Genomic DNA, 26083 nt, shown 5'->3' with positions numbered 1-26083 from the left:
GCAGCCAGGGCAGTTGCTCCGCTCCCGCCGCGGGGCGCGGCAGGTCGGCGAGGGCCCGCGTGGGGCGCTCGCCCACCCGGGAGGATGCGGGCCACGCGCGCGTAGAGGCGGAAAACTCAGGTCCACAGCACCGCGATGAAGATGTTCGCCGTGGTCAACAGGCCCACCGCGCCGAACAGGCCCTTGTCGACCTTCTCCTCGTCCCGCTTCACGTAGACCAGCGCGAGGATCACGATCAGCACGGCCATCTTGATGCCGATCTTGAGGTTGTTGACCGTGTTGTCGTCCGCCTGGTTGAGGCCCACCAGGGCCACGCCGGTGACGAGCATGGTCAGCGCGCCGTGCAGCATCGCGGGGCTGAAGCGGGCCGTGCCCTGGCTCATCTGCTTCATCTGGGTCAGGAAACCGCCCAGGAGCGAGGCGATGCCGATGATGTGCAGGCCGACGAAGAGATGGATGAGTACGTCCATGAGGCCGGAGCCTAGCCGGGGCACCCGATGCCCCCTCCAGGTGCCCCCGTATCACCACTCCGCGGGTAGCGATGCCGCAAAGGCCCCATCGGTCATAGATACGCATATAGAAGACGTCACTTCGCAATCCGAGTGATCATCCACAGCCATCGGATCGCCCACTTCTTTCAGTTGCGCACAATCCGTCACCAACCCGTGACCGCCAGGTTTAGCGTCCTTCACCAGGTGACCGGCTCCCCACCGTCGTCCCGCCCAGGACGGCAGTCGGACACCACCGCCGAGAAAGACCGGCGGCGGTCCGCTCCCCCTGTGCGGGCCGCCGCCGGACAGCTAAGGAGCCCACTTCGTGGCAGCGCACCGCAAGCCCAGACAGCGCTCGCTCAGCGGCGGCACGGCCCGTACGGCCGCCACCCTCGCTCTCGCGGGGGCCGCGTCGGCGACCGCTTTCGACGGCACGGGGCACGCGGAACCACGGCTCAGCCCCGCCGAGGTGAAGTCCAAGGTCGACGCGCTCTACCACGAGGCGGAGATAGCCACCGAGAAGTACAACGGCGCGAAGGAGAGGGCCGAGAAGACGGAGAAGTCCCTCGGCGAACTGCGCGACGAGGCGGCCCGCAAGACGGAGAAGCTCAACACCGCCCGCAACAGCCTGGGTTCCTACGCCGCGGCGCAGTACCGCACGGGCGGCATCGATCCCTCCGTGCAGCTCGCCCTCTCCTCCGACCCCGACCAGTTCCTGGACCGCGCCGCGCTCGCCGACCGGGCCGGCAGCCGTCAGGCGGCCGCGGTCGACGACGTCCGCAGGCAGCTCCGGTCGATCGACCAGCTGCACAGCGAGGCCGACGACCGCCTCGCCGCCCTCCGCACCCGCCAGACGGAGCTGCGCAAGCACAAGAAGACCGTCACCGGGAAGCTCGGCGAGGCGAAGCGCCTGCTGGCCCGGCTCACCGCCGACCAGCGCGCCCGGCTCGCGGACGACGAGGGCGACCGCGCCGCCCGCTCGGCCGGCCGCGACGCACCCGCGGGCGCCCCCTCCAAGGCCCCCAACGCCCGCGCCGCGGCCGCCGTCTCGTACGCGTACAAGGCACTCGGCAGCCCCTACGTCTGGGGCGCCACCGGCCCGAACGCCTTCGACTGCTCCGGGCTCACCCAGGCCGCGTACCGCTCGGCGGGCATCTCGCTGCCCCGCACCACCTACGCCCAGATCGCCGCGGGCCAACGGGTCCCCCGCTCCGAACTGCGCCCCGGCGACCTGGTGTTCTTCTACTCGGGCATCAGCCACGTCGGCCTCTACGTGGGCAACGGCCAGATGATCCACGCCCCGAACCCGAGCGCACCGGTGCGGCTCGCGCCCATCGACCAGATGCCGTTCGCGGGAGCGACCCGGGTGGTGTGAGCAGGCGCGACGCCCACCAGTAGGGTCTGGCGCATGTCCCAGCGCATCATGCCGCCTCCGCCACCGCCCGTGCATCTGCGCACCTGGCCGGACCGGCAGACCCTGCTCAGGGACCGCGGGACGGCCCTCGCAGAGCTGCGCAGGCGGCACTTGGGCGTGCACCGGCTTCTGCTGCTGTGGCTGTGCGGCGTCGGCGGCGTCATCGGCTGGGCGCTGCTGACGATGCCGATCCGGTTCCTCCAGGACGGGGACCCCACCGGCTTCGTGCTCGGCCCGGTCCTCGCGCTGCTCGGCCTGGCCGCGCTGGCCCCCGCGGTGATCGGTGTCGTCGTCGGCATCCGCCGCGACCGGCGCATACGGGAACTGACCGAAGCCTGGCTCGCGTTGGACAGCCACCCCGCCTCCGACGCCCGGCTGCGCTCCCCCGGCCTCAGTCTCGCCTGGCTCCTGTCGTCCCTCGCCGTGTGCGCGCTCGGCCTGTGGGCGTCCTTCGCTGCGGCCGCCTACGCCGAACCGGGCCGCGAGACCTACACCGACGTCGCCCTCGGCATGGGCACGGGCCTGGTCCTCTGGCTGACGGGCCTGCTCGGCGCCGCGAAGGCGGTCGGCCACTACCGCTGGGCCCTGCGCAGGCTGGGCCCGGCCTCACCGGCGGCCCGCGCCACCCACCGCTAGCGTCCGCCGCCCACCGCTGGCGTCCGCCGACGCTCCTCTCAGACCAGCCGCCGCGCCGTCGCCCACCGCGTCAGCTCGTGGCGGTTGGACAGCTGGAGCTTGCGCAGGACCGCCGAGACGTGCGACTCGACCGTCTTCACTGAGATGAACAGCTGCTTGGCGATCTCCTTGTACGCGTACCCGCGCGCGATGAGCCGCAGGACCTCCCGCTCGCGCTGGGTGAGACGGTCCAGGTCCTCGTCGACCGGAGGCGCGTCGGTGGAGGCGAAGGCGTCCAGGACGAAGCCGGCCAGGCGCGGCGAGAACACCGCGTCGCCGTCCTGAACCCGGAAGATCGAGTCCACCAGGTCGGTGCCGGTGATGGTCTTGGTGACATAGCCGCGGGCACCGCCCCGGATGACGCCGATGACGTCCTCGGCGGCGTCGGAGACCGAGAGCGCGAGGAAGCGCACCGGGCTCTCCGCGTCGGCCATCAACGGCGAACAGCGGCGCAGCACTTCCACACCACCGCCGCCGGGCAGATGCACGTCCAGGAGGACGACCTCGGGGCGGGTGGCGTTGATGACCGTGACCGCCTGGTCGACGTCGGCCGCCTCCCCGACGACCTCGACGCCCGTGATGTCGGTCCGGCCGATCTCCGCCTGCACTCCGGTGCGGAACATCCGGTGGTCGTCGACGAGGACGACCCGCACACGACGCCCGCCCGCACCGCCCTCGCCCGAACCTGTCGGCTCCGTGGGCCCGTTCGCCTCGGTCGCGTCGCTCATGTCGTCGCCGTCCTCTCCATTTCCAGCTCGACTTCCGTGCCGCCGCCCGGCACCGCGCGCAGCCGCGCCGTGCCGCCGTTGCGCTGCATGCGGCCGATGATCGATTCTCGTACGCCCATGCGGTCGTCCGGCACGGAGTCCAGGTCGAAGCCGGGGCCGCGGTCCCTGACGGACACGAACACCGTCTCTCCCTCGACTTCGGCGAAGACCTGCACCGCACCGCCCTCGCCACCGTACTTGGCGGCGTTCACCATCGCTTCCCTCGCGGCCTGCATCTGCGCGGTCAGCCGCTCGTCGAGCGGGCAGTCGCCGACCACGACGACCTCTATGGGCACACCGTGTTTGTCCTCGACCTCCGCGGCGCTGCGGCGGACCGCCTCGGCGAGGGTGTCGGGCTCCTCGTCCTCGTCCTTGCCGGTGCCCTCCGGTTTGTAGAGCCAGGCCCGCAGGTCGCGCTCCTGGGCGCGGGCGAGGCGACGCACCTCGCTCGCGCTCTCCGCGTTGCGCTGGATCAGGGTCAGGGTGTGCAGCACGGAGTCGTGGACATGGGCGGCGACCTCGGCGCGCTCCTGGGCGCGGATGCGCATCAGCCGCTCCTCGGAGAGGTCCTGCGTCATACGGACGAGATAGGGGCCCGCGAGCAGCGCTATGCCGACGAGCACGGCGAGCGCGGCCTGCAGCACGGCGCCCAGGTGCGCGGCGGAGCCCTGGAGCACGAAGATGCCGGAGACTCCGGCGCCGACCAACAGGACTCCGGCGGCCGACCGGGCCAGCGTCAGGGTGCGCCTGCGGCGGCCGACGGCCATCCAGCGGGCCCGGCGGGCATTGTCGGCCTGCCGCCAGACGAGGGCGACGCCCGCGGCGACGAGCAGGGTCGGGACGACATACGCCTGGGTCGAGCCGTCCAGGTCCACATTGCCGACGAAGGCCATGGCGACAACGACCATCGCGAGGAGCGCGACGATCTGGCCCTTGTCGGGCTTGCGGGCCACGAGCCTGCGGCGGCCGTCCGCGGACGTCTCGGTCGTGAACGCCGAGGGGGGCCGCTCGGCGTCGACCCCGCCCACGCCGAGCGGGACGAAGAACCAGAACGCGGCATACAGCAGGGCGCCGAGACCGTCCGCGGTGAACAGGCCGACGAACATGAGCCGGACCCAGACCACGGGCAGTCCGAGATGCCCGGCGAGTCCGCGCGCCACGCCACCGAGCCAACGGCCGTCACCGCTGCGGTAGAGCTTGCGCAGCGGTCGGACGTCGTCGAGGGGCGGGGCAGCGGCTTCCGGCATGTCATCGATATTCACACGCGAGCGCGAGCGGGGGCATCAGGGTCGACCCCCGAGACTTCCCTGATCTCGGCCCCTGCCCCGGCCCTGTCAGGGGTGGGACCCCGGACGTCTCGGGGTGATATCAGGGTTCGGCCAGGGTCGTCCCGACTGCCGCGGCGGGCCCGCGAGCGTCACCATGGACGCATGACAGATCAGCAGCCCGCCGAGACGGAGACCGAGGCAGCCATCCGCCGCGCCGTGCCCACCGCGCACGGCGAGCCGGGCGGCCCCGCGGGCGATCCCGGATCGGCCCTGCCCGCGGAGGAGCACAAGTTCCGCCGCGACCGCCGGCACAAGAAGCTCGGCGGCGTGTGCGCCGGGCTCGGCCGACAGTGCGACATGGATCCGGTGATCTTCCGCATCGGTCTCGCGGTCCTCGCGATCACCAGCGGCCTCGGCCTGGTCTTCTACGGCTTCGCCTGGCTCTTCGTGCCGTTCGAGGACGAGGAGGAGAATGAGGCCCGCAAGCTCTTCTCCGGCCGCGTCGACGGCCAGGCGCTGACCGCCGTGCTCTTCGCGCTGGTCGGCTGCGGCGTCTTCCTGACCCTGTTGAACAACGGCGGGGCGCTCACCTTCGCCGCCGTCCTGGCCCTGCTCCTCGCGGGCGCGGGGTACTGGTCGCGGCAGCGCGACACCCTCGACCCCGACCCGGTGGCGGCGCAGGCCGCGGCGGACGCCCCGCCCGAGGCGAAGGCTCCGCCCGTCACCGCGGGCCCCTCCTGGTGGCGCGACCCGATAGTGAAGGACGGCACGCACGACGGGATGTCGGGCTACTTCTGGGGCCCTCCGGAGCTGGACGTCGAGTATCAGCCCACGGGCAGCCACCGGGTCCCGTTCTTCGGGCACTCCCGTGAGACCGCGGGCGCGCCCACACCCGCACCCCGGCCCCGGGGGCCGCGCTGGATCGGCGGCTGGGTGTTCCTGTTCGCCCTGCTCGCAGGCGGGCTCGGCACGGGCCTGACCTGGGAGGAGCAGCCGCTGGGCACGACGTTGCAGACGGGCTTCGCGTGCGCGCTCGCGGTGTTCGGCATCGGCATCGCGGTCAGCGCCTTCCTGGGGCGCACGGGGGCGGGCTCGATCGTGCTCGCGGTGCTGACGGCCGGACTCCTCGCGGGCTCGGCGGCCATGCCGAAGAACATCACGACGCACATCGCCCGCACGGACTGGATACCGACCACGACGGCGGACGTCCGCCCCCACTACGAGGTGGGGCTCGGCACGGGCAGGCTCGACCTGAGCAAGGTCGACATCGGCAAGGGCAAGACGCTGACGACCAGTGCCGAGGTCGGCGCGGGCGAGATCAGGGTGATCGTGCCGAAGGACGCCACCGTGCGGCTCGACGCGGAAGTGGGCGTCGGCGACATCATGTTGCCGGACGACACGAGCAAGGACCTGGACATCGCTCCGGGCCGGGAGAAGAAGGTGACGCTGGAGCCGTCCGCGGGCGGCAAGGACGGCGGCACGATCGATCTGCGCCTCGAAGTCGGCGTCGGACAAGCGAAGGTGACCCGTGCTACGTCATGAATTCCACCCCGGCAAGCTGGTGGCGGGCCTGTTCCTGCTGGCGGTCGCCGTCGTGTACGCGGGAGATGCGGGCGGCGCCTGGGAGGCGCCGTGGTTCGTCGCCCTGCCGCTCGTGATGGCCGGCCTCTTCCTCGCGGGCGTGGCCGCGACGATCCATGGGATACGTCCGAGGGGATCGGCCCGTGCGGGTGACCGCCCCCGGACCGCCGGGGAGTCGCGGGACTAGAGAGTCGCCGCGCCGGAGAGTAGCCGGACCGGCGGGGCTAGAGCCCGGCGGAGTTCCTTCGGCGTTCGGCGAGCAGGGCGTCGACGGAGAAGACGGACGCCCCGGCGAGGACGAGCGGGAGCCAGGCCATCAGATACGCCAGGTCGTTGCCGTAGTAGTAGGGCTCGGTGGACCAGCTGACCGTCAGCCAGAGGCTGAGCGAGATCAGCGCGCCGCCGAGCGCGGCGACCCGGGCGAACAGGCCGAGCAGGGTGCCGATGCCGACGGCCAGTTCTCCGAGGGCGATGGCGTAGCCGAAGCCGACGGGGCTCTTCAGGGCGAGGTCGACGAGGGCGGGGATCGCGGAGATGTCGCGGACGCCGTCCATCATCGCGCCGATCGAGCCGGTGCCGCTGGCGCTCATGAAGGTGCTGTCGGTGAGCTTGTCCAGGCCGGCGTAGATGAAGGTGATGCCGAGGAAGATGCGCAGGGGGATCAGGGCGTAGCGGGTGGCGGACTCCCGCCAGTCGTCGCGCCTGACGTAGCTGGTGTGGCTGTCCGTCCGCATGTGCGCCATGACCCTCCGCCGCCTCTCCCACGTCTCGCCGACCGGCCGTCATCTGACGATACGTACGAAGCGGGAGCGCTGCTCAGTGGCGGGCGGCGGATTCCATGACATCTACCCGGAAGCTTCAGGGGGAGGCTCGGTTGTCGATGCTCCAGTCAGTGGTGGAGAGGCTTCGGCCCGCGGTGGCGGTGGTCCGGCACGCGGTGGCGGCGGCGGTCCGGCGCGCCGTGGTCGTCGGTCAGTCGGTGACGTCGATCGTGACGCGGTTGGTCTCGACGCCCGCGGCCGTGATCACCTGCACGTCGACGCGGCCCGGCTCGACGTCGACCGGGATGGGCACGGTCAGCGTCGCGTCGGTCGGATTGGTGAATCCGCCCGGGACGGGCACGAGCGGCACATGGACGTGCACGGCGCCGATGCGGACGACCGTGCGGGCGAGCCGGTCCGCCTCGCCCGCGCCGGGCGGCACGAAGCCCGCGCCGCGGATCTCGATGTCGTCACCCGTCCGAATGGGGGCGTCCAGGTCGCCGGCCTCCCGCGCGCGGACGACGGAGAGGACCACGGGACGGCCGCCTTCGGAGTACTTCCCTGCCAGATACGTCGCGGCCGACACCAGCACGAGCAGGGCCAGGCCCCACGGCAGATCGGGCAGCTGCTCGGGCCGCCGCGCGAGGCGCACCGCGGCGAAGACCACGGCGACGCCGCTGACCAGGACGTACTGGGCATCGGTGAAGCTGCCGCGGCCCGCGTCGTCGGTGAGCGGGTCGGCGGCCCTGGGCCGATCGGCGCGCACCTTCTGCAGGCGCTGGCCGAGCACCCGCAGGCCGACGACCCTGCGCACCAGGACGGCGACGGCGCAGACCACGGCGAGGACGGTGACCGTTCCGGCGGCGCGGGCGAGTTCGAGACCGGCGATCAGTTCGTCGCGTTCCTCGTGGCCCGAGGCGGCGGCCAGCTCGCCCGCGAGGACGAGCACGGCGAAGACGACGAGGAGCACCCAGCAGGCGGCCACGGCACGCGAGGTGGAGAGCCGGTTGTCCTCGCCGATCACCGGCGCGAGGACCCCGCCGCGCGCCCGGTGGGTGTACGCGGCGCCGGTCAGCAGAGCGCCCACCACCATGGCCGCGAGGAGGCCCGCCGTGCGCGCGGCCGTCCAGCCGGTGCCGATCGCGGTAAGCGCCTGGACCAGGAGCAGGACCCCGAAGGCGCCCCAGACGACACCGAGCGTGCGTGTCCACAGGCGGCGCAGCCAGGCCTCGCCCTCGGCCCTGCCGCGCTCGGCGACATCGCGCGCGGACTGCGTCAGCTCGTCCGAGACCCACTGCCGCGAGGCACTCGCCGAGTGGGCGACGGCCGCGGGCAGCCCCTGCCCGGCGGCGAACTCGTCCCGCTTGGCGAGGAACGCGGCCACGGCGCGCCGGTGCCCCTCGCGCGCCCCGTGCGGACAGCCGCCGCAGGTGCAGCCGCCCCCGTGCGAGCCCTGGCTCGCCTCCTGCACCGCCACCGCGTACGCCGCCTTCCCCACCCTCGAAGCCCTGCGGGCCCCTTGCGAACTTCCTTGCAGAGAAAGGGAATTGTGCCGTACTGAGGGGCGAACGAATCGCGCGGGTCAGGTCAGCGCGGGTGAACGGTCCGCACCCGCGTTGACGGGCAGGTCACGGGCACCGGCCGGCGGCTCAGGTCAGCAGGTCCGGTTCGCTGCGGCTGATGTCCTGCCACAGGGACTGGTAGTTGATCCACGCGACCAGGTCGCTGCCGAGCTGCTCGCGGGTCTGCACCGCCTGCTTGTGGCCGATCAGCACCGGCCGGCCCGCCGCCCGGGCGCTCAGCTGGACCTGGCAGGAGCGTTCCATGGAGAGGAACCACCAGGCGGCGGCGTCGACGGAGTCCCCGACGGTGAGCAGGCCGTGGTTGCGCAGGATGACCGCCTTGTGGTCGCCGAGCGCGGTCGCGATCCTGCGGCCCTCCTCGGCGTCCACGACGACGCCGGTGTAGCCGTCGTACAGCGCGTGGCTCTCGTAGAAGGCGCAGGCCTCCTGAGTGATGGGGTCGAGGAGTTCGCCGAGCGTGGAGAGCGCGCGACCGTGCAGCGAGTGGCAGTGCGCGACGGCGACGACGTCGGGACGCGCCAGGTGCGCCTGGGCGTGGACGGTGAACGCGGCCTGGTTGACGTGGTGGCGCCCCTCGACGACCTGCCCCTCGGCGTTGGCGAGGACGAGATCGCCGACGGTGATGTGCTTGAAGGGCATGCCGAAGGGGTTCACCCAGAAGCAGTCGGTGTGCTCCGGGTCGCGGGCGGTGATGTGCCCGGAGACACCGTCCTCGTACCCGAGCCTCCCGAAGATCCGCAGGGCTCCGGCGAGCCGCTCCTTGCGGTGGCGCCGTTCGTCCGCCACGGAGTCGTGCACGGGTGGCATCGCGAACTGCAACCGCTCGACGGGTATCGGTGTGGGCGCCTGCATGTGTCCTCCATCCCTGGCTGTACGGGGCGGAAGTTACCGGCGGGAAGCACAGGAGGACAGAGGCACGGCACGATCATTGACGCGACAAAAGAAGACAGGGGGTGTCGGGTATCCGCGACAGACTCCTCGTATGACGTCCCGCTGGAAAGACTTCGCAGACGCAGAGCCCGATCTCGCCGAGACCGTCGAGAAGCGCTTCGGCGCGTTCACCCATCATGTCCTCGCGACGCTCCGCAAGGACGGGTCGCCGCGCAGCACCGGGCTGGAGGTCCGGTTCCTCCACGGGGAGCTGTGGCTCGGCATGATGCCGAACTCCCTCAAGGCGCTCGACCTGCGCCGCGATCCGCGCTTCGCCCTGCAGGCGAACCCCGGACCGGGCACGGAGATGGCGGGCGGCGACGTCCGGATCTCGGGGCGGGCGGTCGAGGTGCGCGACCCGGAGACCGTCGCGCGGTACACGGACGCGGTGAACCCGCCGGACCCGGACGCGTTCCACCTCTTCCGTACGGAGCTGACGGAGGTGGTGCGGACGTACATCGAGGACGGAAAGTACCTGGCGGTGCAGCTGTGGCGGCCGGGGGCCCCGGTGCGCACGACGCGCCGGACGTGAGAACGCCGGTGCCGCCACTCCTCGGCGAAGTGGCGGCACCGGCGCTCAGTGAGTCCGGGGGAAGACCCTGGGGATCACTCCCACTCGATGGTGCCCGGCGGCTTCGAGGTCACGTCGAGGACGACGCGGTTCACGTCGGCGACCTCGTTCGTGATGCGGGTCGAGATCTTCGCGAGGACGTCGTACGGCATGCGGGTCCAGTCGGCCGTCATGGCGTCCTCGGAGGAGACGGGGCGCAGGACGATCGGGTGGCCGTAGGTGCGGCCGTCGCCCTGGACGCCGACGCTGCGGACGTCCGCGAGCAGCACGACGGGGCACTGCCAGATGTCCCGGTCGAGACCGGCCGCCGTGAGCTCCTCGCGGGCGATGGCGTCGGCCTCGCGCAGCAGGTCGAGGCGGTCCTTGGTGACCTCGCCGACGATGCGGATGCCGAGGCCGGGGCCCGGGAAGGGCTGGCGCTGGACGATCTCGTCCGGCAGGCCGAGCTCGGCGCCGACCATCCGGACCTCGTCCTTGAACAGCTTGCGCAGCGGCTCGACGAGCTCGAACTCGATGTCGTCGGGCAGGCCGCCCACGTTGTGGTGGGACTTGATGTTGGCGGTGCCGGTGCCGCCGCCGGACTCGACGACGTCCGGGTAGAGCGTGCCCTGCACGAGGAAGGCGACCTCGGGGCCGTCCTCCTGGAGGATCTCCAGCTGCGCCTGCTCGAAGACGCGGATGAACTCGCGCCCGATGATCTTGCGCTTCTCCTCGGGGTCGCTCACCCCGGCCAGCGCGTTCAGGAACCGCTCGCTGGCGTCGACGACCTTCAGGTTGGCGCCGGTCGCCGCGACGAAGTCCTTCTCGACCTGCTCGGTCTCGCCCTTGCGCATCAGGCCGTGGTCGACGTAGACGCAGGTCAGCTGCGAGCCGATGGCCTTCTGGACGAGGGCTGCGGCGACGGCGGAGTCGACGCCGCCGGACAGGCCGCAGATCGCGCGCTTGCCGCCGACCTGCTCGCGGATCGCGGCGACCTGCTCCTCGATGACGTTGCCGGTCGTCCAGTTCGGCTTGAGGCCTGCGCCGCGGTAGAGGAAGTGCTCCAGGACCTGCTGGCCGTGCGTGGAGTGCATCACCTCGGGGTGGTACTGCACGCCGTACAGCTTCTTCTCGTCGTCCTCGAAGGCGGCGACGGGCACGACGTCCGTGGACGCGGTGACCGTGAAGCCCTCGGGCGCCGCGCTGCACGCGTCGCCGTGCGACATCCACACGGACTGCTCGGTCGGGGTGCCCTCGAAGAGGGTCGAGCCCGGCTTGGAGACGGTCAGCGGGGTGCGGCCGTACTCACGCGCGCCGTTGTCGTCGACGGTGCCGCCGAGGGCGGTGGCCATCAGCTGGAAGCCGTAGCACATGCCGAAGACGGGGACGCCGGCCTCGAAGAGCTGACGGTCGACGGTGGGCGCCTTCTCCGCGTACACCGACGAGGGGCCGCCGGAGAGGATGATCGCCGCGGGCTTCTTGGCGAGCATCTCGGAGACCGGCATCGTGCTCGGCACGATCTCGCTGTAGACCCGGGCCTCACGGACACGACGGGCGATGAGCTGGGCGTACTGCGCTCCGAAGTCGACGACCAGAACGGTGTCGGGAGCGGCGGCAGCGGGGGGCGCTGATGGCACGGCGGCGGCCTTCCGGCGTTGAGCGTGAGCGGTGCGTGGGAGCAGAGGCTCGTGCGTGAGCAGGGGGTCTGTTTTGTCGATTCTAACGGGCCTGGCGGGGCCTCCCTCGTCGTATCCGACGGACCCCGCACCGGCGCGCGGCAGCGGGACCGGCGCCTGGACAGGCCGTCTCAGCATCCGAGCCGCCACGGGCCCCGGATTGACCCGGCACGCGCGCTTGGGGGCATACTGAGCCCGTGACCAAGCACCTCAGCTTCCTCTTTACCTATGGCAACCGGCCTGCCGGCTGCCATGGTCGAGCTGCTTGATCCACTGACAAGCGACTTACCGGGCGCCCCGGGCCGACAAGGCCCGGGGCGCTCTGTCGTTCGCGGGTCCTGCCGCTCCGGGGCACCCCTTCCGACAAGGAGCCCCCGATGACCACCACCGCGACCACCGCCGCCGCGACCACCGCGACCGTCCCCGCCGCGGCCTCCTCCGCCACCGCCGCCGAGAAGACCGGCGCCCACACGCCCGAGGCCGTCGGCGTGATCGAGAACGCACGTGAGCGGATCGACACCCTCGACGACCGCATCATCGGCCTGATCCACGAACGGATGGCCGTCTCGGCCGTCATCCAGGAGGCCCGCATCACGTCCGGCGGCCGCCGCGTGAACCTCTCCCGCGAGATGGAGATCCTCGGCCACTACAGGGACGCGCTCGGCAAGCCCGGCACGACGCTCGCGATGACGCTCCTGGAGCTGTGCCGGGGCCGGGTCTGACCCCGCCGCGCGGGGCGGGCCAGGCCCGCCACCGGTGCGCGGGTACCTGCGGATCTGAGTTCGGATCGGTTCTCACCCGTACGGCGCGTGACCGGTTCCGGCCGGGCTTCGTTGGTCCCGGTGTCCGTGTCAGCCAGGGGCGGGCCCGCAAGAACCACGCGTGGCTCCGCTGGAGCGATGAGGCGTACGGATCGTCGTACGCCGTGGGACCTCGCTCCAGTGATGTGACCGGACGGCAGGGGACAGCAGCCCGGTCACCCAAGAGAACGGTCGGCTCCGGGGACGCCCGGAGCCGACCGGCCTCCGTCCCCCGGATCACCCGGCTCTTTCCCCTATAGATGTGGTCGAAACGGTTGCGCCGCCAACAACACATCGAGCACGATGCGTAAGAAGGGCGGGCTCCAAGTCCCCTCGTCCACAGCTGCATTGCCAGAGGTCGATACCACGCGAGCGCCCCTTGTGCGCCGGGTCGGCCACCGGCACCTCGAACCAGCGGCGCACTCCCCCCGGCGCCGCCCCGAGGCACCGACGCTGCCCTGACGTCGGTGCTGACAGCCAAGGGCCCCGCGGATCCGTCCCGCGGGGCCCTTCGCTCTGCCGACAGCGGTAACGCGGGTCTACGGGCCTACGGATCTACTGGCCTACGGATCTACGGATCTACCGCTCGGCCGACTACGCAGCCTTCTCGACCTTCTCGACCTGCGCGTCGACGATCTTCGTCGGTACGCCGAACTTCTTCGGTTCGAGCAGGTTGATCGAGTAGAAGGCCGCGAGCGTCGGGCCGCTGCGGACGACGGTGAAGCTCATCGGCGTCTTCTGGCCCTCGATGAGCCCCACGACCTTGTACGAGACGGCCTCGTCGCCCGCCTTCGGGGCGGGCAGCGCGGCGACGTCGCGGTACGTGGAGTCCGCGTGCTCGTACGCGGTGCACTTCTTCGTGGCCGTCCGCAGATCGGCCATGACCTTCTTCGCGTCGGCGTCCTCGTGCGCGATCAGCGCGAGCGAGACGACCGTGGCGTCCAGGGCGTCGGGGCCGGTCAGGGTCCGGCCGACGCGGGCCTTCGCCGCCGGCTGGGTGGCGAACATGAACATGTCGGCGAACGGCTGGCACGCGGCCGGGTCGGCGGGGTAGGTCTCCGACGGCATGTCCGCCGCGGACATCTTCTCGACCTTGTAGCCCTTGAGGTCGCCCTTGGCGAGCACCGCCTTCTCCAGGTCGGCGGCGGTCAGTGCGGCCGGCTTCTTCCCGGCCGGCTTCGAGGCCCCGGCCCCCTGCGCGGACTTGGCCGGCTCCGACGACTTCTCGCCGTCGCCGTCGCCACTGCCGCCGCATGCTGCGGTCAGGCCCAGCGCGACCGTGACGGACGCGGCCACGACGGCCCGAGACACAGTTGACTTCACGTTTCCTACCTTCACGTTCCCACGGCGCGGGCGAAGGGCCCGCGCCGAGGCGACATGAAAGCGGCAGAATCACGCTCCCCACCAGCCTTTTGCGTAACGATCAGAAACCGCCGAAAAGGTTGTACGGAACGCGTGTGAGGTGGGCGTCAGAGCTTGGCGAGTTGGGCGTCGACGATCTCGGGCGCGACCTTCGGGTCCTCGTCCGCCGTCGGCGTCCCGACGCCCTCCATGCCGTCCTTCGCGGCCTCCTTGTCGCGCTGGACGCCTTCGGGGTCGTAGAGGTTCGAGGCCGTGAAGACCGCGAGCGTGCCGCCGTCGCGGACGACCGTGACGGTCTCGCGCTTCGTGTACTCGCCCCTGCGGTGGGCCATTTCGTACGAGACCGCCTCGTCACCGGCGCCGGACGCGCCCGATCCGCCCCGCTTGTCCGCCGTGGACAGTGGCTTGATCCCGACGTACCGGAGGTCGCCCGCGTGGAAGTCGGCGCACTTCTTCGACGTCGACGCGGCGCGCAGGTCGGCCATGACCCGCTTCGCGTCCTTCTCGGCGAAGGCGGAGAGCCGCACCTCGGTCGTGGTGAGGTCCTTGTCGCTCTTGGGGGTCAGGACGCGGTCGGCGCCGCCCTTCGCCCTCGCCTTCGCCATCGAGCCGCTGCCCGGCACGGACACGAGCGGGCCGCACTCCGCGGGGGACGCCGCGCCGGCCGCCCCGGGACCGGCGTTCGCTCCGGCCTCCGACTCGTCCGGCGTCTCGACCTCGTACCCCTTGACGTCACCGGAGGCGAGGACCGCCTTCGCCAACCGCCCGGCCGCGCCGTCCTGCGACCCCGCGTCCGCGCTCGCCCCCGGCTTCGCCTGCTTCTTGTCGTCGTCACCGCTGCTGCTGCACGCGGCGCTCGCCCCGAGGGCGGCCACGACGGAGGCGGCCACCACGAACCGCGACACTGATGACTTCACGTCCACTTCCCCCGCTCACTTGCGTCTCGCACCGTGCGGAGTCACCCGCACCCCTGCTACGACGGGAAGTGATCCATTCCGGTTCCCTCACCGGCACCCGATGCCCGCACCGGCCTCAGGGCGCGGCTCTCAGGCCTCAGGGCGCGGCTCAGGCCTCAGGGCGCGGCTCGCAGGCCTCGGATTCCGGCGTCACCAGCCCCAGATCCAGAACCGGAACGGGCTGAGCAGCGCGATGGCCAGGGCCATGCCGCCGATCACGATCACCACGCTCCACACCCGGCGACGGCGCTCGGAGCGCTCGCTGCGGCGCGGGCCCGTCGGTGCCGCACGCCAGTCGTCCGGGCGCCACCGCGTCGGCTCGGCGTCCCGCTTGCGGCGCATGCGGCGGATCCGGCCCTCCTGTTCGGCCCGTTGGCGCTCGGCCTCCTCGTCCAGGCGCCGCAGCCTTTCGGCCACCATGCGGGCCCGCGCCGAAGGCTCCTTCGGTGCCGACGCGCGGATGTCCCGTTCGCTGTCCTTCTCGAACCTCTCCCACACCTCGTCGGGTATGGCCACGCTGTCCCCTCCCCCTCACGACGTCCCGAGCCGATCCTTCGAACGTCCGATCGGCTCATGAGCGGGGGAAGTTCTACGGCACCCCGTCACGACAGGGCAAGCCATGTGAGTCACGCCACATAAGAATTCTGTGAAATCGAGGACAACCATTCACAGGGATCGCAGGTCATGCATGCAGTAACAACGGCCACACCCGCGTCCCCACGCCGCGGAGGCCTCCACCTCCGTGCTGCCGCCCAGGCAGTGCGCCGGACTTCCCGAGGTCTTCATGAAGCTTCGCCGTGCCGTGGCTGCCGCCGCCGCTACCGCCGCCATCGCCCCGATCGCGCTGCTGTCGGCCCCGGTCGCCTTCGCGACCGAGGACACCACCTCGGCCGTGACGGCCGCCGAGACGCCCGAGCCGACCGAGACGCCCACCGAGACGCCGGAGCCGACCGACGAGCCGACCGAGACGGAAAAGCCGACGGAGAAGCCGACGGAGAAGCCGACCGAGACGGAAGAGCCGACCGAGACGGCGGAGCCGACGGACGAGCCCACCGAGACGGAAGAGCCGACCGAGGAGCCGACCGAGACCGAGGAGCCGACCGAGGAGCCCACCGAGGACCCCTCGGAGCCCGAGGAGTGCCCGGTCGACGAGGACGGCGTGGACGCCGACTCGGTGCTGGACGTCGACCTCAAGGGCCTGCCCGGCAAGATCGTCGCGGGCAGCGGCTGGCACCCGTTCACGCTGACCGCCGTCAACCCCACCGATGAGGCGCTCGGCGCGGTCAACTGGGTCGCGGCCGTGGACAACGACGACTTCAGCGACGCGGACAAGTGGCTGAGCGACTACACGAACCTGCAGTACTTCAACCCTGAGACCAAGGCCTGGGAGTCGATCGACGGCGACCTGAACGGCGGCCTCGCCTTCGGCGTCACCGAGCTCGGCGCCAAGGAGAAGGTCGACATCAAGCTGCGCGTCGACATCAGCTCCAAGGCCCCGGCGGGTCCGGGCTACGCGGTCGGTGTCGGCAGCTACGTCGACAGCGACTCCGACTGCACGCACACCTCGTTCGCGTACTACCCGCTGACGATCCTGAAGGCGGGCAGCGACAACGACAACCCGGGCACGGCCCCGCGGCAGCCGGGCAAGAAGCTGCCGTCGGGCGTCAAGCAGCCGCAGGGCGGCGCCAGGGAGTTCCAGCCCACCGGCAGCCTCGCCGAGACCGGCTCCAGCTCGATGCTGCCGACCGTCGGTCTCGTCGGTGCCGCCGCCGTCGTCGCCGGTGCGGGCGCGGTCTTCGTCGTCCGTCGCCGCAAGGCCGACACCACCGCGTGACGCGGAACCGCGCCGCGTGACGCGGCGCCCGCCGCGCGACAGCGGCACCTGAACACACGGAAGGACCTGCGCTCGGAGGGGGGCGCAGGTCCTTCCGTGTGTCCGGGGACAGTTCTTCTCGCAGGAGCTACTTCTTCGGCGAGGCGCTCTTCTTCGTCGGGGCGCTCTTCTTCGTCGGCACCGTCGGCATCCCCAGGAACGGCAGCCGCAGCGCGCCGAACGCGTCCGCGGGGACCGCCGGCGTCTTCGGCTCGACCGCCGCGAGACGCACGTACCGCGCGCCCTGCGCCGGACGCGGGTCCTCGCCGCCCTTGTTGGGCCAGAACGACATCGCGCGCTCGGCCTGCGCGGTGATCGTCAGGGACGGGTTCACGCCGAGGTTCGCGGTGACCGCGGCGCCGTCGACGACCGAGATGCCCGGGTGGCCGTAGAGCCGGTGGTAGGGGTCGATGACACCGGTGTCCGCGGAGTCGCCGATGGGGCAGCCGCCGAGGAAGTGCGCGGTCAGCGGGGTGCCCATCAGCTCCCCGATGTTGGAGCCCGCGAAGCCGTTGATCTCCTGGGAGAGGATCGTCGCCGCGCGCGTGGCCTCGGGGATCTGGTTCGGGTTGGGCGCGCCGTGGCCCTGGCGCGCGGTCAGCAGGCCCTTCCCGATGCCCTTCTCCTTGCGGTACGTGGTCAGGGAGTTGTCGAGCGACTGCATGACCAGGCCGATGATGGTCCGCTCCGACCAGCGGCGGTTGGAGAGCGAGCGGACGGCGAGCAGCGGGTGGCGCGCCATGTTGACCAGCCAGCCGGCGACCCGGTCCTTGCCGCCCTTCACGCTGTACGGGACCTGGAGCAGCGTCATGCCGCCCATCGCGTTGGACTTCTTGCCGTAGCGGACGGGCTCGATGTGGGTGTTGTCGTCCGGGTGGATCGACGAGGTGATCGCGACGCCCTTGGTGAAGTCGACCTTCGGGGCGCCGTGCCGCTTGCGGTAGCGGCGGTCGGTGGTCTGGGCGCCCACCAGGGCCTCGGAGTTGGTGCGGGTCAGCGAGCCGAGCCGCGGGGAGATGCGCGGCAGCAGGCCGTTGTCCTTCATGCGGTGCAGGAGCGTCTGGGTGCCGTAGGTGCCGGCGGCGACGACGACCTTGCGGGCCCGCAGGACGCGGCCCCGGCCCTTGCGCTTGTCGTCGGTGGGCAGCGTGGACACGGCGTACCCGCCCCGCGAGTCCTCGGTGACCGCGACGACCGAGGTCATCGGGTGGACGACCGCGCCCGCCTTCTCCGCGAGGTAGAGGTAGTTCTCGTTGAGGGTGTTCTTCGCGCCGTGCCGGCAGCCGGTCATGCACTCGCCGCACTCGGTGCAGGCCTTGCGGGAGGGGCCCGCGCCACCGAAGTAGGGGTCGGGAACTTCCATGCCGGGCCTGGCCGTTGACGTACCGTCCGCGTCCTCCTTGTCGCCGAAGAAGACGCCGACGGGCGCCATGTGGAAGCTGTCGCCGACCCCCATCTCCTCGGCGGTCGCCTTGAGGTGCACGTCCGAGGGCGTGGTCGTGGGGTTGAGCCGCACGCCGAGCATGCGCTTGGCCTGCTCGTAGTAGGGGTGCAGCTCGTCCTGCCAGTCCGTGATGTCCTTCCACTGCGGGTCGTTGAAGAACGGGGCGGGCGGTACGTAGAGCGTGTTGGCGTAGTTCAGCGAGCCGCCGCCGACCCCCGCGCCCGCCAGCACCATCACGTTGCCGAGCAGGTGGATGCGCTGGATGCCGAAGAGCCCGAGGGCCGGGGCCCAGAGGTAGTTCTTCAGGTCCCAGGAGTTCTTGGGCAGGGTGGCGCGCGTGAAGCGGCGACCGGCTTCGAGCACGCCGACGCGGTAGCCCTTCTCCGTCAGGCGCAGCGCGGAGACGGCGCCGCCGAAGCCGCTGCCCACGACGATGACGTCGTAGTCGTACGTGGCGTCGTCGCCCGCCTGGTTCTGGGCAGAGCTCTCCTGTGACATTGACTCTCCTCGTTGAGAACTAACGCACTAGCGCAGGCGGAACGCCTTCATGACCTTGAGGCTGGCGCTCATGAACGCCGCGTACTTCTCGTCGTCCAGGCCGAAGGACGGCGCGAGCGGCATGATCCGCTGGGTGGCGACGGTCTGTGCCTCGGTGTACTTGAGGATGCCCTCGGAGCCGTGCCGGCGGCCGAGTCCGGACTCCTTCATGCCGCCCATCGGGGACTGCACGCTGCCGTAGGCGGGCGCGTAGCCCTCGTTGACGTTGACGGTGCCGGTGCGCAGGCGGGCGGCGACGTCGCGGCCGCGCTTCCCGTCCTTCGTCCAGACCGAGGAGTTCAGGCCGTACGACGTGGCGTTGGCGAGCTCGACCGCCTCGTTCTCGTCCGTGAAGCGGTAGACGGAGACGACGGGGCCGAAGGTCTCCTCGCCGCAGACCGACATCGGGGCCTCGACGCCGTCCAGGATGGTCGGCTCGTAGAAGAAGGGGCCGATGTCGGGGCGGGCGACGCCGCCCGCGACGAGCGTGGCGCCCTTGGCGACGGCCTCGTCCACGTGCCGGGTCACGGTCTCCAGCTGGCGCTCGCCCACGAGGGAGCCCATGTCGGCGCCGTACGCGAGGGACTTGCCGAGCCGCATGGCCTTCGTGCGCTCGGCGAAGCGCGCCACGAACGCGTCGGCGATCGACTCGTGGACGTACAACCGCTCGATGGAGATGCACAGTTGACCGGCGGAGGAGAAGCAGGCGCGGACCGCGCCCGCGGCGGCCTTCTCGACGTCGGCGTCGTGCAGCACCAGCATGGCGTTCTTGCCGCCGAGTTCGAGCGAGACGCCGACGAGGCGTGCGGCGGCGCCCTGGGCGACCTCGCGGCCGGTGCGGGTGGAGCCGGTGAAGGAGACGTAGTCGGCGTGCTTGACGACCTCGGGGCCGATGACCGGGCCCTCGCCGAGGACGACCTGGAAGACCTCGGACGGCAGGCCCGCCTCGATGATCAGGTCCCGGGCCCACAGGGCGGTCAGGCAGGTCTCCGTGTCGGGCTTCATCACGAGGGCGTTGCCCGCGACGAGGGCGGGCAGCGCGTCGCCGATGGACAGCTCGAAGGGGTAGTTCCAGGGCGCTATCTGGCCGACGACACCGCGCGGCTGGCGGTTCTCGACGACCTTGGTGAGGGTCGGGACGACGCCGGTGTGCCGCTTGGGGCTCAGGTAGGCGGGGGCCTTGCGGCCGTAGTGCCGGGCGGCGACCGCGACGGCCTGGATCTCCTCGTGCGCGTGGAGGCGGGCCTTGCCGGTCTCCAGCTGGATCAGGTCGAGGACCTCGGCCTGGCGCTGGAGCACCAGGTCGTGGAAGCGCAGCAGGACGGCGGCGCGCTGCCTGACCGGGGTCCTGGCCCAGGCGATCTGGGCGGTGCGGGCCCGCTCGAAGGCGGTGACGACGTCCTCGGGGGTGGACTCGGGCAGGTCGGCCAGCTTCTCGCCGGTGAGCGGCGTGTGGTTGACCGTGCGTCCCGAGCCGACGACGTCACGGGTGAGCTGGGCGACCAGCTCGGGCGTGACCACGTCGGCGGCGGTGCGCGCGCCTGCGGGGGCCGGGGCGGTCGGGTTCGTTCCGAGGGGCGCTGCGGTGGCCTGCGAGTCCGTCATGCTCGTGAGAGTAGGCCCACGTCAGGCTTTTGGGTACCCATCGGTAACGGCCCTTCACCGGTCACTCACACGACGCCAGTGATTGCTGGCGACAAAGCCGCTGATCAGGGCGTTGTCGGGGGCGTGCGGGTCGCCGTCAGGGCATTTCCCGGGAGTTGACCATCAGGAGCCGACCATGTCCTTGCCGACCTTGAGCCGCTCGCGCGCGCCCTTGAAGAGCGCGGTGCCCTCCTTCTCCTCCGGCGTACCCTTGGGCATGTCCACGCGCAGCTCGTAGTACTCCTGGTCATCGGTGATGATCATGAGCTGCATGCAGCGGGTCGCGGTGCCGTCGTCGTACGTCGTGTCGGCGATGACCGCGTCATAGCCGTGGAAGGACGTCCGCGTGTAGTTGGTGCGCGCGCCGTTGTCGTTGTCGTGCCAGATCGACGCCTCCTGCCTGGCCCAGGTCATGGCGGGCGTCGACACCGTGTCCTCCTTGGTGAGCCGGACCTGGAGCAGGCTGCTCTCGGACGGGCTGTAGACCACCAGGCGGGACGAGGTCCGCTCGTGGTCGGCGTCGCTGTCCTCGCGCGCGAACACCTTGTACGTGGTCGGCACGGACATCTCCGCGTCGAGCATGCGCTCGGGGCGGGTCTTCCAGGTGAGCTGCTTCTCGGTCGGCTCCACCATGTCCGGCGGCGCGGCCTCGCCCACCTCGGCCTCGGAGTACGACGTCCCCTCCTCGCCCTTGTCCCCCATCGAGACGCCCAGCCAGACCCCGCCGCCCACGAGGAGGGCGCCGGCGAGCGCGGCGGCGATCAGGGCGGGGGTACGGCGGGGAGTGGCGCCGGTGGGGGCAGAGGCGACGGTGGGGCCAGTGGGGCCGGTGGTCCGGCGCTGACCGGCACCTGTGTCCGGACCGGCACCTGTGTCCCGACCGGCGCCTGCGTCCCGACCGGCACCTGTGTCCTGCCAGGAGTCCGCGTCCTGCCCGGCGTCCGCGTCCTGCCCGGCTCCCGCGCCCTTCCCCGTCTCCGGTACCGCACTCGCCCCCGGCGCCGCGCTCGCCCCGGGCACCGCACTCGCCCCCGGCACCGCCGAGTCCTCCGGCCCCCGCGAGATCCGCAGCGTGCCCACGTCGTCCGACGACTCACGGGACCCCGAGGGGTCCTGGTCGTCGGACACCTCCCGCAGCCCCGAGGGGTCCTGCGCCCGGTCGGCGCCGAACGGCTCCGGCAGCGGCCGCCCCGCCGCCACCGCCTCCAGCGCCGCCCGCACCTCCGAGGCGTCGGGCCGCGCCTCGGGGTCCTTGCACAGCAGCCGCTGGATCAGCGGCGCGAGCCGGCCCGCGCGCACCGGCGGCGGCACCTCCGCCGAGAGGACGGCGGCGAGCGTGGACTCAAGTGTCGTACGCCGGAAGGGAGACCAGCCCTCGACGGCCGCGTACAGCAGGACGCCGAGCGACCACAGGTCGGACTCGGGGCCCGCCGGGCGCCCCGACATCCGCTCGGGCGCGATGAATTCGAGCGAGCCGACGAACTCGCCGCTCACCGTCAGGGACTCCTCGCCCCGGATGTGCGCGATGCCGAAGTCGGTCAGGACGACGCGGCCGTGCGAGCCGATGAGGACGTTGGCGGGCTTCACGTCGCGGTGCACGATGCCCCGCGCGTGCGCGGCGGCCAGCGCGCCGACGACCGCGAGGCCGATGCGGGCCGTCTCCCGCGGCGCCGCCGCGCCGCGCTGGAGCATCTCGTGCAGGGACTCCCCGCGGATCAACTCCATGACGATCCACGGCAGTCCGTCCTCCAGGACCACGTCGTGGATGGTGACCGCCGCCGGATGGTCGACGCTCGCCGCGGCGCGCGCCTCGCGGTGCAGCCGGGCGTAGGCGCGCCGGTGCGCGGCGTCGTGCGGATCGCCGGGCAGCCGCGGCTGTTTGACCGCGACGTCCCGTCCGACCAGCTCGTCGACGGCACGCCATACGGTGCCCATGCCTCCGGAGCCGATGCGCTCGGCCAGGCGGTAACGCCCCCCGATCAGACGTCCGCCGTCCCGGCGCACCTCGTCCCGGCGTCCCCCGTCAGTGCTCATGCCTCATGAGTACCGTGCGGGGGACGTCCACGACCAGCGCGGTGATCCACCTGTGACAGTGGGGAGTCGGCGGGGCGGACCCGGACCGGACTCAGAGCTTGTCGAGTTCCAGGTCCGCGATGGCGGTCCTGGCGACCTCCCGGCCGCGTTCGGTGAAGTCGCCCTTGCCCGGGTAGCCGATCAGCAGCTTGTACATGTCGCCGGACTTGGTCTTGTAGTAGAAGGCCTTCAGCTCGCGCGGGAGCGGATTCTCGCTGTCCGAGGTGGAGTAGACGACCGTGTTCTCCGCGGCCTTCTCGCCCTTGAACTCGGTCTCCTTCGAGTCGCTCGTGGGAGCGGGGTCGGTGCCCATGCCGAGGTCGTAGTTGCCGGACTTCTTGTAGTCCGCGTCGTCGTCGTACATCTCGGCCGCCGCGGTCGCCGCGATCTCTCCGTTGGCGTCCTCGGACTTCTTCAGGAGGGAGAGGCTGATCCAGACGCTGCCGCTCGCGTCGGTGAACTGGACCCAGTGCTTCTTCTCGTCCGAGTCGTCGTCCTCGGACTTCTTGTAGCCCTCGGGGACGGCAACGGTCGCGGCCAGTTCCTTCGACGCGTGTGTCGTCCAGCCCTCCGCGTCCGACCCCCCGAAAGGATTCACCGCCACCAGTACGCCCGCCGCCACCGCCGCGACGACCACGCCGGCGACGGCCGCGAGCGCCTTGCGGCTCAGGAAGATGCCCTTGCCGCGCGGGGCGTCACCGGCGCCCGCGACCGTCACGACCTGCGTCGGCGCCGGCTGCGGGGGCCTGGCCGCCTCCTCCAGGAGGGCGCGGACCTGCGCGGCGTTCGGGCGCTGACCGGGGTCCTTGACCAGCAGACGGTTGATCGCTTCGGCGAGCGGGCCCGAGGCGGACGCGGGCGCGGCCGGCGTCGCGTTCAGGACGGACTGGAGCGTCGCGGGGGTGTTGGTGCGGCGGAAGGGCGAGACGCCCTCCGTCGCGGCGTACAGCACGACACCCAGCGACCACAGGTCGGACGCCGGACCGGGCCGCTGGCCCAACACCCGTTCCGGGGCGATGAATTCGGGCGAGCCGACGAAGCCGCCGGTGTCCGTCAGGTTCGTCTCGCCCTCGATCTGGGCGATGCCGAAGTCGGTCAGGACGACGCGGTCGTGCTGGCCGAGCATCACGTTGTCCGGCTTCACGTCGCGGTGCAGGATGCCGGCCTGGTGCGCGGCGTCCAGCGCGTTCAGCACGTCGAGGCCGACGCGGGCGGCCTCCCTGGCGCCCAGCGTGCCCTCCTGGAGCGCGGCGCCGAGCGAACGGCCCTGGACCAGCTCCATGACGATCCACGGCTGGCCCTCCTCGACCGCCACGTCGTGGACGTTGACGACGGCCGGGTGGTCGAGACGGGCCGCGGCGCGCGCCTCGCGGCGCATCCGCTCGAAGGCGTTGGCGCGCTCGCGCTCGGGCAGGTGGTCGGGGAGCCGCGGCTCCTTCACGGCGACCTCGCGGTCCACCGTCTCGTCCTTGGCGCGCCACACCGTGCCCATGCCGCCGTGGCCGAGCTTGGCGAGCAGCCGGTAACGGCCCGCGATCAGCCGCCCGGCGCCGGGCTCGGGTTCGGCGGACCGGTCCGGCCGACCCGCCGCGGCCTGGTGCGGCTGGTGCGCCGCGGCCTGCTGGGGCTGGTGCGGCACGGCCTGGGTGGGCTGCGCGTACGGGGAGGGCGGCGGCGTGGGAGCGGCGGCCTGCTGGGGCTGCTGCGACGGCGGTTGCTGCGAAGGCTGCTGCGACTGCGCGTACGGGTTGTCGGGGTGAGCACCACCGCTCTGGCCGGATTGCCCTGGTACGCCGGGCTGTTGCGGCGGCTGGAGGCCGAAGCTGGTGGGTTCGTACGGGCCGTAGGAGGCTCCCCCGTTGTTACTCATGCCCTCATGAGTACCTTGCGGGGCACCCCCGTTTCCAGCCAGGCCGCCCACTTGTGACCGGGGCGATGCACGGGGCCCTCCGGCATCGGCGTACGCGGGCGTGGCCCCCGCCCCGGCGGCGTACGGGGACGGCTCGGCCGCGCCCGTACGCCGCCGACTCAGCGGCGCACGAACGTGTCGACCGCCGCGTCGAAGTACCGCCGGCCCTGCGCCGCGTCCGCCACCGGCGCCGAGACCCACACGGAGTACATCCGGCCGCCCTCCTCCCAGCAGAGGTCGACCGTGCGCCGGGCACCCTCCGCCGCGCTGAAGCCGTTCCAGGTGAACTCCCGCAGGGCGGCGGGCCTGCCGTTGCGCGTGGTCTCCGAGACCCTGCCGTCGCGGTAGCCGGGGTTGCTCCGGGGCCCCTCGGCGGCGGCGCGGCGCTGCGCGGCGAGCGGGCCGCCGGGCTCGGTCGCCGTCCTCCTGATGCCGATGCGATAGGTGCCGCCGGGCGATACGTAGGAGACGCGGGGCCCGTCCGCCTGGCGCCGGAAGCCCTCCGGCACGGCGAGCGCGAAGCCCTCGGGGTCCTTCGCGATGCGGTAGCCCTGCGGGGCCTCGGGCGTCGAGGGCCCCGGCGTCGCGGTCGTCACGCTGACCGTGGGACTGGGCGAGGGCGCGGGCGCGGACGACGAGGTGCCCGGGGTGCCGCCGCCGTCGCCACCCCGGGCCAGCAGGAACACGGCGGAGACCCCGGCCCCGGCGACGGCGGCCACCAGCGCGGCGGCGATCAGGACGGCCCTGCCGTGCCCGTCGGGCCCCGGGCGGCCCGATGACCCCGCACGTCCGGGAAGCCCCGGGAGTCCGGTGCGCCACCCCGGTCTCTCCCGCGTCACCGCGGGCATCCGCCCCGTCTCGACGTACGCCCGCAGCAACCGCTCCGCCTCCGCCGCGTCGAGCCGCCGGTCGGGGTCGCGCTCCAGGAGGCCGAGCACGACGGGCAGCAGCGGGGCGGCCGCCGGCGGCGGGCGTAACTCCTCGTAGACGACGGCGTGCAGGACGCCGCCGATCGAGTCGCGGCGGAACGGCGACTCCCCGGCCAGCGCGGTGACGAGCAGCGCGCCCAGCGACCACAGGTCGGACTCGGGCCCGGTCCGCTCCCCCGCCATCCGCTCCGGCGCCGTGTACTCGGGCGAACCGACGAACGACCCCACCTCCGTGAGCGTCGTCGCCCCGGTGACCTGCGCGATCCCGAAGTCGGTGAGCACGACGCGGCCGGTGGCGCTCTCCAGGAGCACATTGGCGGGCTTGAGGTCGCGGTGCAGGATGCCCGACGCGTGGGCGGTGCGCAGGGCGCCGAGCAGGTCGATGCCGATCCGCGCGACGGCGTGCGCGTCCAGCGGCCCGGACCGCTGGATCCGCCCGGCCAGCGAGCCGCCCTCGATCAACTCCATGACGACGTAGGGATGTTCGTCCTGCACGACGACGTCGTGGACGACGATGATGTGCGGGTGCCGCAGCTGCGCCACCGCCCGCGCCTCGCGCAGGGTCAGCTCGCGCTGCTGCGCCGCCTCGGTGTCGGAGAGCGCCTCGCCGAGCGCCAGTTCCTTGACGGCGACCTGCCGGCCCAGAAGATGGTCGGTGGCGCGCCAGACGACCCCCATGCCGCCCCGGGCGAGCCGTTCCTCCAGGCGGTAACGGCCCGCGATCACACGGGTGTTGCCCCTGCCGGACCCGCCTCCGCCGACGCTGCCCCCGTCGGCGCCGGTGCCACCTGCGTGGTCTCCCAGGCTCCCCATGCGGCCATCATGCCCCACACGTGTGCGAACGGAATGGGTCTCACCGA

At 72.1% G+C, this 26083-nt stretch carries 22 protein-coding genes; 7 read left to right on the top strand and 15 right to left on the bottom strand.

Translation table 11 applies throughout. The features are described 5' to 3' along the window. Positions 1 to 116 precede the first annotated feature (116 nt). Positions 117 to 470: a hypothetical protein gene (locus AB0L89_RS24070; RefSeq protein ID WP_365144242.1), complete on the bottom strand. Its 354-nt coding sequence runs from the start codon at positions 468 to 470 to the stop codon at positions 117 to 119. A gap of 346 nt (positions 471 to 816) precedes the next feature. On the opposite strand from AB0L89_RS24070, the gene AB0L89_RS24065 reads away from it, so the two are divergent. Together AB0L89_RS24065 and AB0L89_RS24060 are read left to right on the top strand one after the other, a co-directional pair. Continuing rightward, positions 817 to 1866, top strand: a complete 1050-nt coding sequence (locus AB0L89_RS24065; protein WP_365144239.1) for an NlpC/P60 family protein — start codon at positions 817 to 819, stop codon at positions 1864 to 1866. 33 nt (positions 1867 to 1899) lie between these two features. Beyond that, on the top strand, positions 1900 to 2541 hold the full coding sequence (locus tag AB0L89_RS24060; protein ID WP_365144236.1) for a hypothetical protein: 642 nt from the start codon (positions 1900 to 1902) through the stop codon (positions 2539 to 2541). Between the two features lie 38 nt (positions 2542 to 2579). Here AB0L89_RS24060 and AB0L89_RS24055 read toward each other — a convergent pair whose 3' ends face one another. Together AB0L89_RS24055 and AB0L89_RS24050 are read right to left on the bottom strand one after the other, a co-directional pair. Then, complete coding sequence (locus AB0L89_RS24055; protein ID WP_365144233.1) at positions 2580 to 3308, bottom strand: response regulator transcription factor; 729 nt, start codon at positions 3306 to 3308, stop codon at positions 2580 to 2582. After that, positions 3305 to 4594, bottom strand: coding sequence for a PspC domain-containing protein (locus tag AB0L89_RS24050; RefSeq protein WP_365144230.1), 1290 nt, complete (start codon positions 4592 to 4594; stop codon positions 3305 to 3307). Before AB0L89_RS24050 ends, AB0L89_RS24055 begins: the two co-directional genes overlap by 4 nt. Before the next feature lie 183 nt (positions 4595 to 4777). Here AB0L89_RS24050 and AB0L89_RS24045 point away from each other — a divergent pair, with 183 nt between their 5' ends. Together AB0L89_RS24045 and AB0L89_RS24040 are read left to right on the top strand one after the other, a co-directional pair. Then, a complete protein-coding gene (locus tag AB0L89_RS24045; protein ID WP_365144227.1) occupies positions 4778 to 6157 on the top strand; it encodes a PspC domain-containing protein in 1380 nt (459 codons plus the stop codon). Further along, positions 6144 to 6383 (top strand): hypothetical protein, encoded by a 240-nt coding sequence (locus AB0L89_RS24040; protein ID WP_365144224.1) that lies wholly within the window; start codon positions 6144 to 6146, stop codon positions 6381 to 6383. Before AB0L89_RS24045 ends, AB0L89_RS24040 begins: the two co-directional genes overlap by 14 nt. Positions 6384 to 6420: 37 nt before the next feature. Here AB0L89_RS24040 and AB0L89_RS24035 read toward each other — a convergent pair whose 3' ends face one another. The 3 genes from AB0L89_RS24035 to AB0L89_RS24025 form a co-directional block, all read right to left on the bottom strand. Further along, the gene (locus tag AB0L89_RS24035; protein ID WP_365144221.1) at positions 6421 to 6939 is read right to left on the bottom strand and encodes a DoxX family protein; all 519 of its coding nucleotides are present in this window, start codon (positions 6937 to 6939) and stop codon (positions 6421 to 6423) included. A 229-nt stretch (positions 6940 to 7168) separates the two neighbouring features. Then, the gene (locus AB0L89_RS24030; protein ID WP_365144308.1) at positions 7169 to 8434 is read right to left on the bottom strand and encodes a hypothetical protein; all 1266 of its coding nucleotides are present in this window, start codon (positions 8432 to 8434) and stop codon (positions 7169 to 7171) included. Between the two features lie 172 nt (positions 8435 to 8606). Continuing rightward, the gene (locus tag AB0L89_RS24025) at positions 8607 to 9392 is read right to left on the bottom strand and encodes a class II aldolase/adducin family protein (RefSeq protein WP_365144218.1); all 786 of its coding nucleotides are present in this window, start codon (positions 9390 to 9392) and stop codon (positions 8607 to 8609) included. 130 nt (positions 9393 to 9522) lie between these two features. Here AB0L89_RS24025 and AB0L89_RS24020 point away from each other — a divergent pair, with 130 nt between their 5' ends. Further along, a complete protein-coding gene (locus AB0L89_RS24020) occupies positions 9523 to 10002 on the top strand; it encodes a pyridoxamine 5'-phosphate oxidase family protein (RefSeq protein ID WP_365144215.1) in 480 nt (159 codons plus the stop codon). 74 nt (positions 10003 to 10076) lie between these two features. Here the strand turns inward: AB0L89_RS24020 and guaA are convergent, their stop codons facing one another. After that, positions 10077 to 11657 (bottom strand): glutamine-hydrolyzing GMP synthase, encoded by a 1581-nt coding sequence (guaA, locus tag AB0L89_RS24015; RefSeq protein WP_365144212.1) that lies wholly within the window; start codon positions 11655 to 11657, stop codon positions 10077 to 10079. A 416-nt stretch (positions 11658 to 12073) separates the two neighbouring features. On the opposite strand from guaA, the gene AB0L89_RS24010 reads away from it, so the two are divergent. Next, entirely contained in the window at positions 12074 to 12418 is a 345-nt protein-coding gene (locus AB0L89_RS24010; RefSeq protein ID WP_365144209.1) for a chorismate mutase, read from the top strand. A 672-nt stretch (positions 12419 to 13090) separates the two neighbouring features. On the opposite strand, the gene AB0L89_RS24005 is transcribed toward AB0L89_RS24010, so the two are convergent. The 3 genes from AB0L89_RS24005 to AB0L89_RS23995 all read right to left on the bottom strand — a co-directional run bounded on the left by AB0L89_RS24005 (position 13091) and on the right by AB0L89_RS23995 (position 15330). Then, positions 13091 to 13819 carry a hypothetical protein gene (locus AB0L89_RS24005; RefSeq protein ID WP_365144206.1) on the bottom strand — a complete coding sequence of 243 codons (729 nt, stop codon included), beginning with the start codon at positions 13817 to 13819 and terminating at the stop codon, positions 13091 to 13093. Positions 13820 to 13965: 146 nt separating this feature from the next. Then, the gene (locus tag AB0L89_RS24000) at positions 13966 to 14775 is read right to left on the bottom strand and encodes a hypothetical protein (protein ID WP_365144203.1); all 810 of its coding nucleotides are present in this window, start codon (positions 14773 to 14775) and stop codon (positions 13966 to 13968) included. A gap of 189 nt (positions 14776 to 14964) precedes the next feature. Beyond that, positions 14965 to 15330 carry a hypothetical protein gene (locus AB0L89_RS23995; RefSeq protein ID WP_365144200.1) on the bottom strand — a complete coding sequence of 122 codons (366 nt, stop codon included), beginning with the start codon at positions 15328 to 15330 and terminating at the stop codon, positions 14965 to 14967. Between the two features lie 268 nt (positions 15331 to 15598). On the opposite strand from AB0L89_RS23995, the gene AB0L89_RS23990 reads away from it, so the two are divergent. After that, a complete protein-coding gene (locus AB0L89_RS23990) occupies positions 15599 to 16648 on the top strand; it encodes an LAETG motif-containing sortase-dependent surface protein (RefSeq protein ID WP_365144197.1) in 1050 nt (349 codons plus the stop codon). A 127-nt stretch (positions 16649 to 16775) separates the two neighbouring features. Here AB0L89_RS23990 and AB0L89_RS23985 read toward each other — a convergent pair whose 3' ends face one another. The 5 genes from AB0L89_RS23985 to AB0L89_RS23965 form a co-directional block, all read right to left on the bottom strand. Then, positions 16776 to 18629: a GMC family oxidoreductase gene (locus tag AB0L89_RS23985; protein WP_365144194.1), complete on the bottom strand. Its 1854-nt coding sequence runs from the start codon at positions 18627 to 18629 to the stop codon at positions 16776 to 16778. A 27-nt stretch (positions 18630 to 18656) separates the two neighbouring features. Then, the gene (locus tag AB0L89_RS23980) at positions 18657 to 20273 is read right to left on the bottom strand and encodes a succinic semialdehyde dehydrogenase (protein ID WP_365144191.1); all 1617 of its coding nucleotides are present in this window, start codon (positions 20271 to 20273) and stop codon (positions 18657 to 18659) included. Between the two features lie 162 nt (positions 20274 to 20435). Further along, positions 20436 to 22346 (bottom strand): serine/threonine-protein kinase, encoded by a 1911-nt coding sequence (locus AB0L89_RS23975; protein WP_365144188.1) that lies wholly within the window; start codon positions 22344 to 22346, stop codon positions 20436 to 20438. A 91-nt stretch (positions 22347 to 22437) separates the two neighbouring features. Further along, on the bottom strand, positions 22438 to 24255 hold the full coding sequence (locus tag AB0L89_RS23970) for a serine/threonine-protein kinase (protein ID WP_365144185.1): 1818 nt from the start codon (positions 24253 to 24255) through the stop codon (positions 22438 to 22440). Positions 24256 to 24413: 158 nt separating this feature from the next. Then, positions 24414 to 25901 (bottom strand): serine/threonine-protein kinase, encoded by a 1488-nt coding sequence (locus tag AB0L89_RS23965; RefSeq protein WP_365144305.1) that lies wholly within the window; start codon positions 25899 to 25901, stop codon positions 24414 to 24416. Between the last annotated feature and the right edge of the window lie 182 nt (positions 25902 to 26083).

It is taken from the genome of Streptomyces sp. NPDC052114, assembly GCF_040680155.1.
Lineage (GTDB): Bacteria > Actinomycetota > Actinomycetes > Streptomycetales > Streptomycetaceae > Streptomyces.
The sequence above is the reverse complement of the archived record's forward strand: the minus strand, read 5'-3'. Positions and strand labels throughout refer to the sequence as shown.

What these genes read in the sequence shown, in the direction of transcription:
- AB0L89_RS24070 (WP_365144242.1), bottom strand. Translation starts at nt 470, where the DNA reads ATGGACGTACTCATCCATCTCTTCGTCGGCCTGCACATCATCGGCATC.
- AB0L89_RS24060 (WP_365144236.1), top strand. Translation starts at nt 1,900, where the DNA reads ATGTCCCAGCGCATCATGCCGCCTCCGCCACCGCCCGTGCATCTGCGC.
- AB0L89_RS24055 (WP_365144233.1), bottom strand. Translation starts at nt 3,308, where the DNA reads ATGAGCGACGCGACCGAGGCGAACGGGCCCACGGAGCCGACAGGTTCG.
- AB0L89_RS24050 (WP_365144230.1), bottom strand. Translation starts at nt 4,594, where the DNA reads ATGCCGGAAGCCGCTGCCCCGCCCCTCGACGACGTCCGACCGCTGCGC.
- AB0L89_RS24045 (WP_365144227.1), top strand. Translation starts at nt 4,778, where the DNA reads ATGACAGATCAGCAGCCCGCCGAGACGGAGACCGAGGCAGCCATCCGC.
- AB0L89_RS24035 (WP_365144221.1), bottom strand. Translation starts at nt 6,939, where the DNA reads ATGGCGCACATGCGGACGGACAGCCACACCAGCTACGTCAGGCGCGAC.
- AB0L89_RS24025 (WP_365144218.1), bottom strand. Translation starts at nt 9,392, where the DNA reads ATGCAGGCGCCCACACCGATACCCGTCGAGCGGTTGCAGTTCGCGATG.
- AB0L89_RS24020 (WP_365144215.1), top strand. Translation starts at nt 9,523, where the DNA reads ATGACGTCCCGCTGGAAAGACTTCGCAGACGCAGAGCCCGATCTCGCC.
- AB0L89_RS24010 (WP_365144209.1), top strand. Translation starts at nt 12,074, where the DNA reads ATGACCACCACCGCGACCACCGCCGCCGCGACCACCGCGACCGTCCCC.
- AB0L89_RS23990 (WP_365144197.1), top strand. Translation starts at nt 15,599, where the DNA reads ATGAAGCTTCGCCGTGCCGTGGCTGCCGCCGCCGCTACCGCCGCCATC.
- AB0L89_RS23985 (WP_365144194.1), bottom strand. Translation starts at nt 18,629, where the DNA reads ATGTCACAGGAGAGCTCTGCCCAGAACCAGGCGGGCGACGACGCCACG.
- AB0L89_RS23980 (WP_365144191.1), bottom strand. Translation starts at nt 20,273, where the DNA reads ATGACGGACTCGCAGGCCACCGCAGCGCCCCTCGGAACGAACCCGACC.
- AB0L89_RS23975 (WP_365144188.1), bottom strand. Translation starts at nt 22,346, where the DNA reads ATGAGCACTGACGGGGGACGCCGGGACGAGGTGCGCCGGGACGGCGGA.
- AB0L89_RS23970 (WP_365144185.1), bottom strand. Translation starts at nt 24,255, where the DNA reads ATGAGTAACAACGGGGGAGCCTCCTACGGCCCGTACGAACCCACCAGC.
- AB0L89_RS23965 (WP_365144305.1), bottom strand. Translation starts at nt 25,901, where the DNA reads ATGGGGGTCGTCTGGCGCGCCACCGACCATCTTCTGGGCCGGCAGGTC.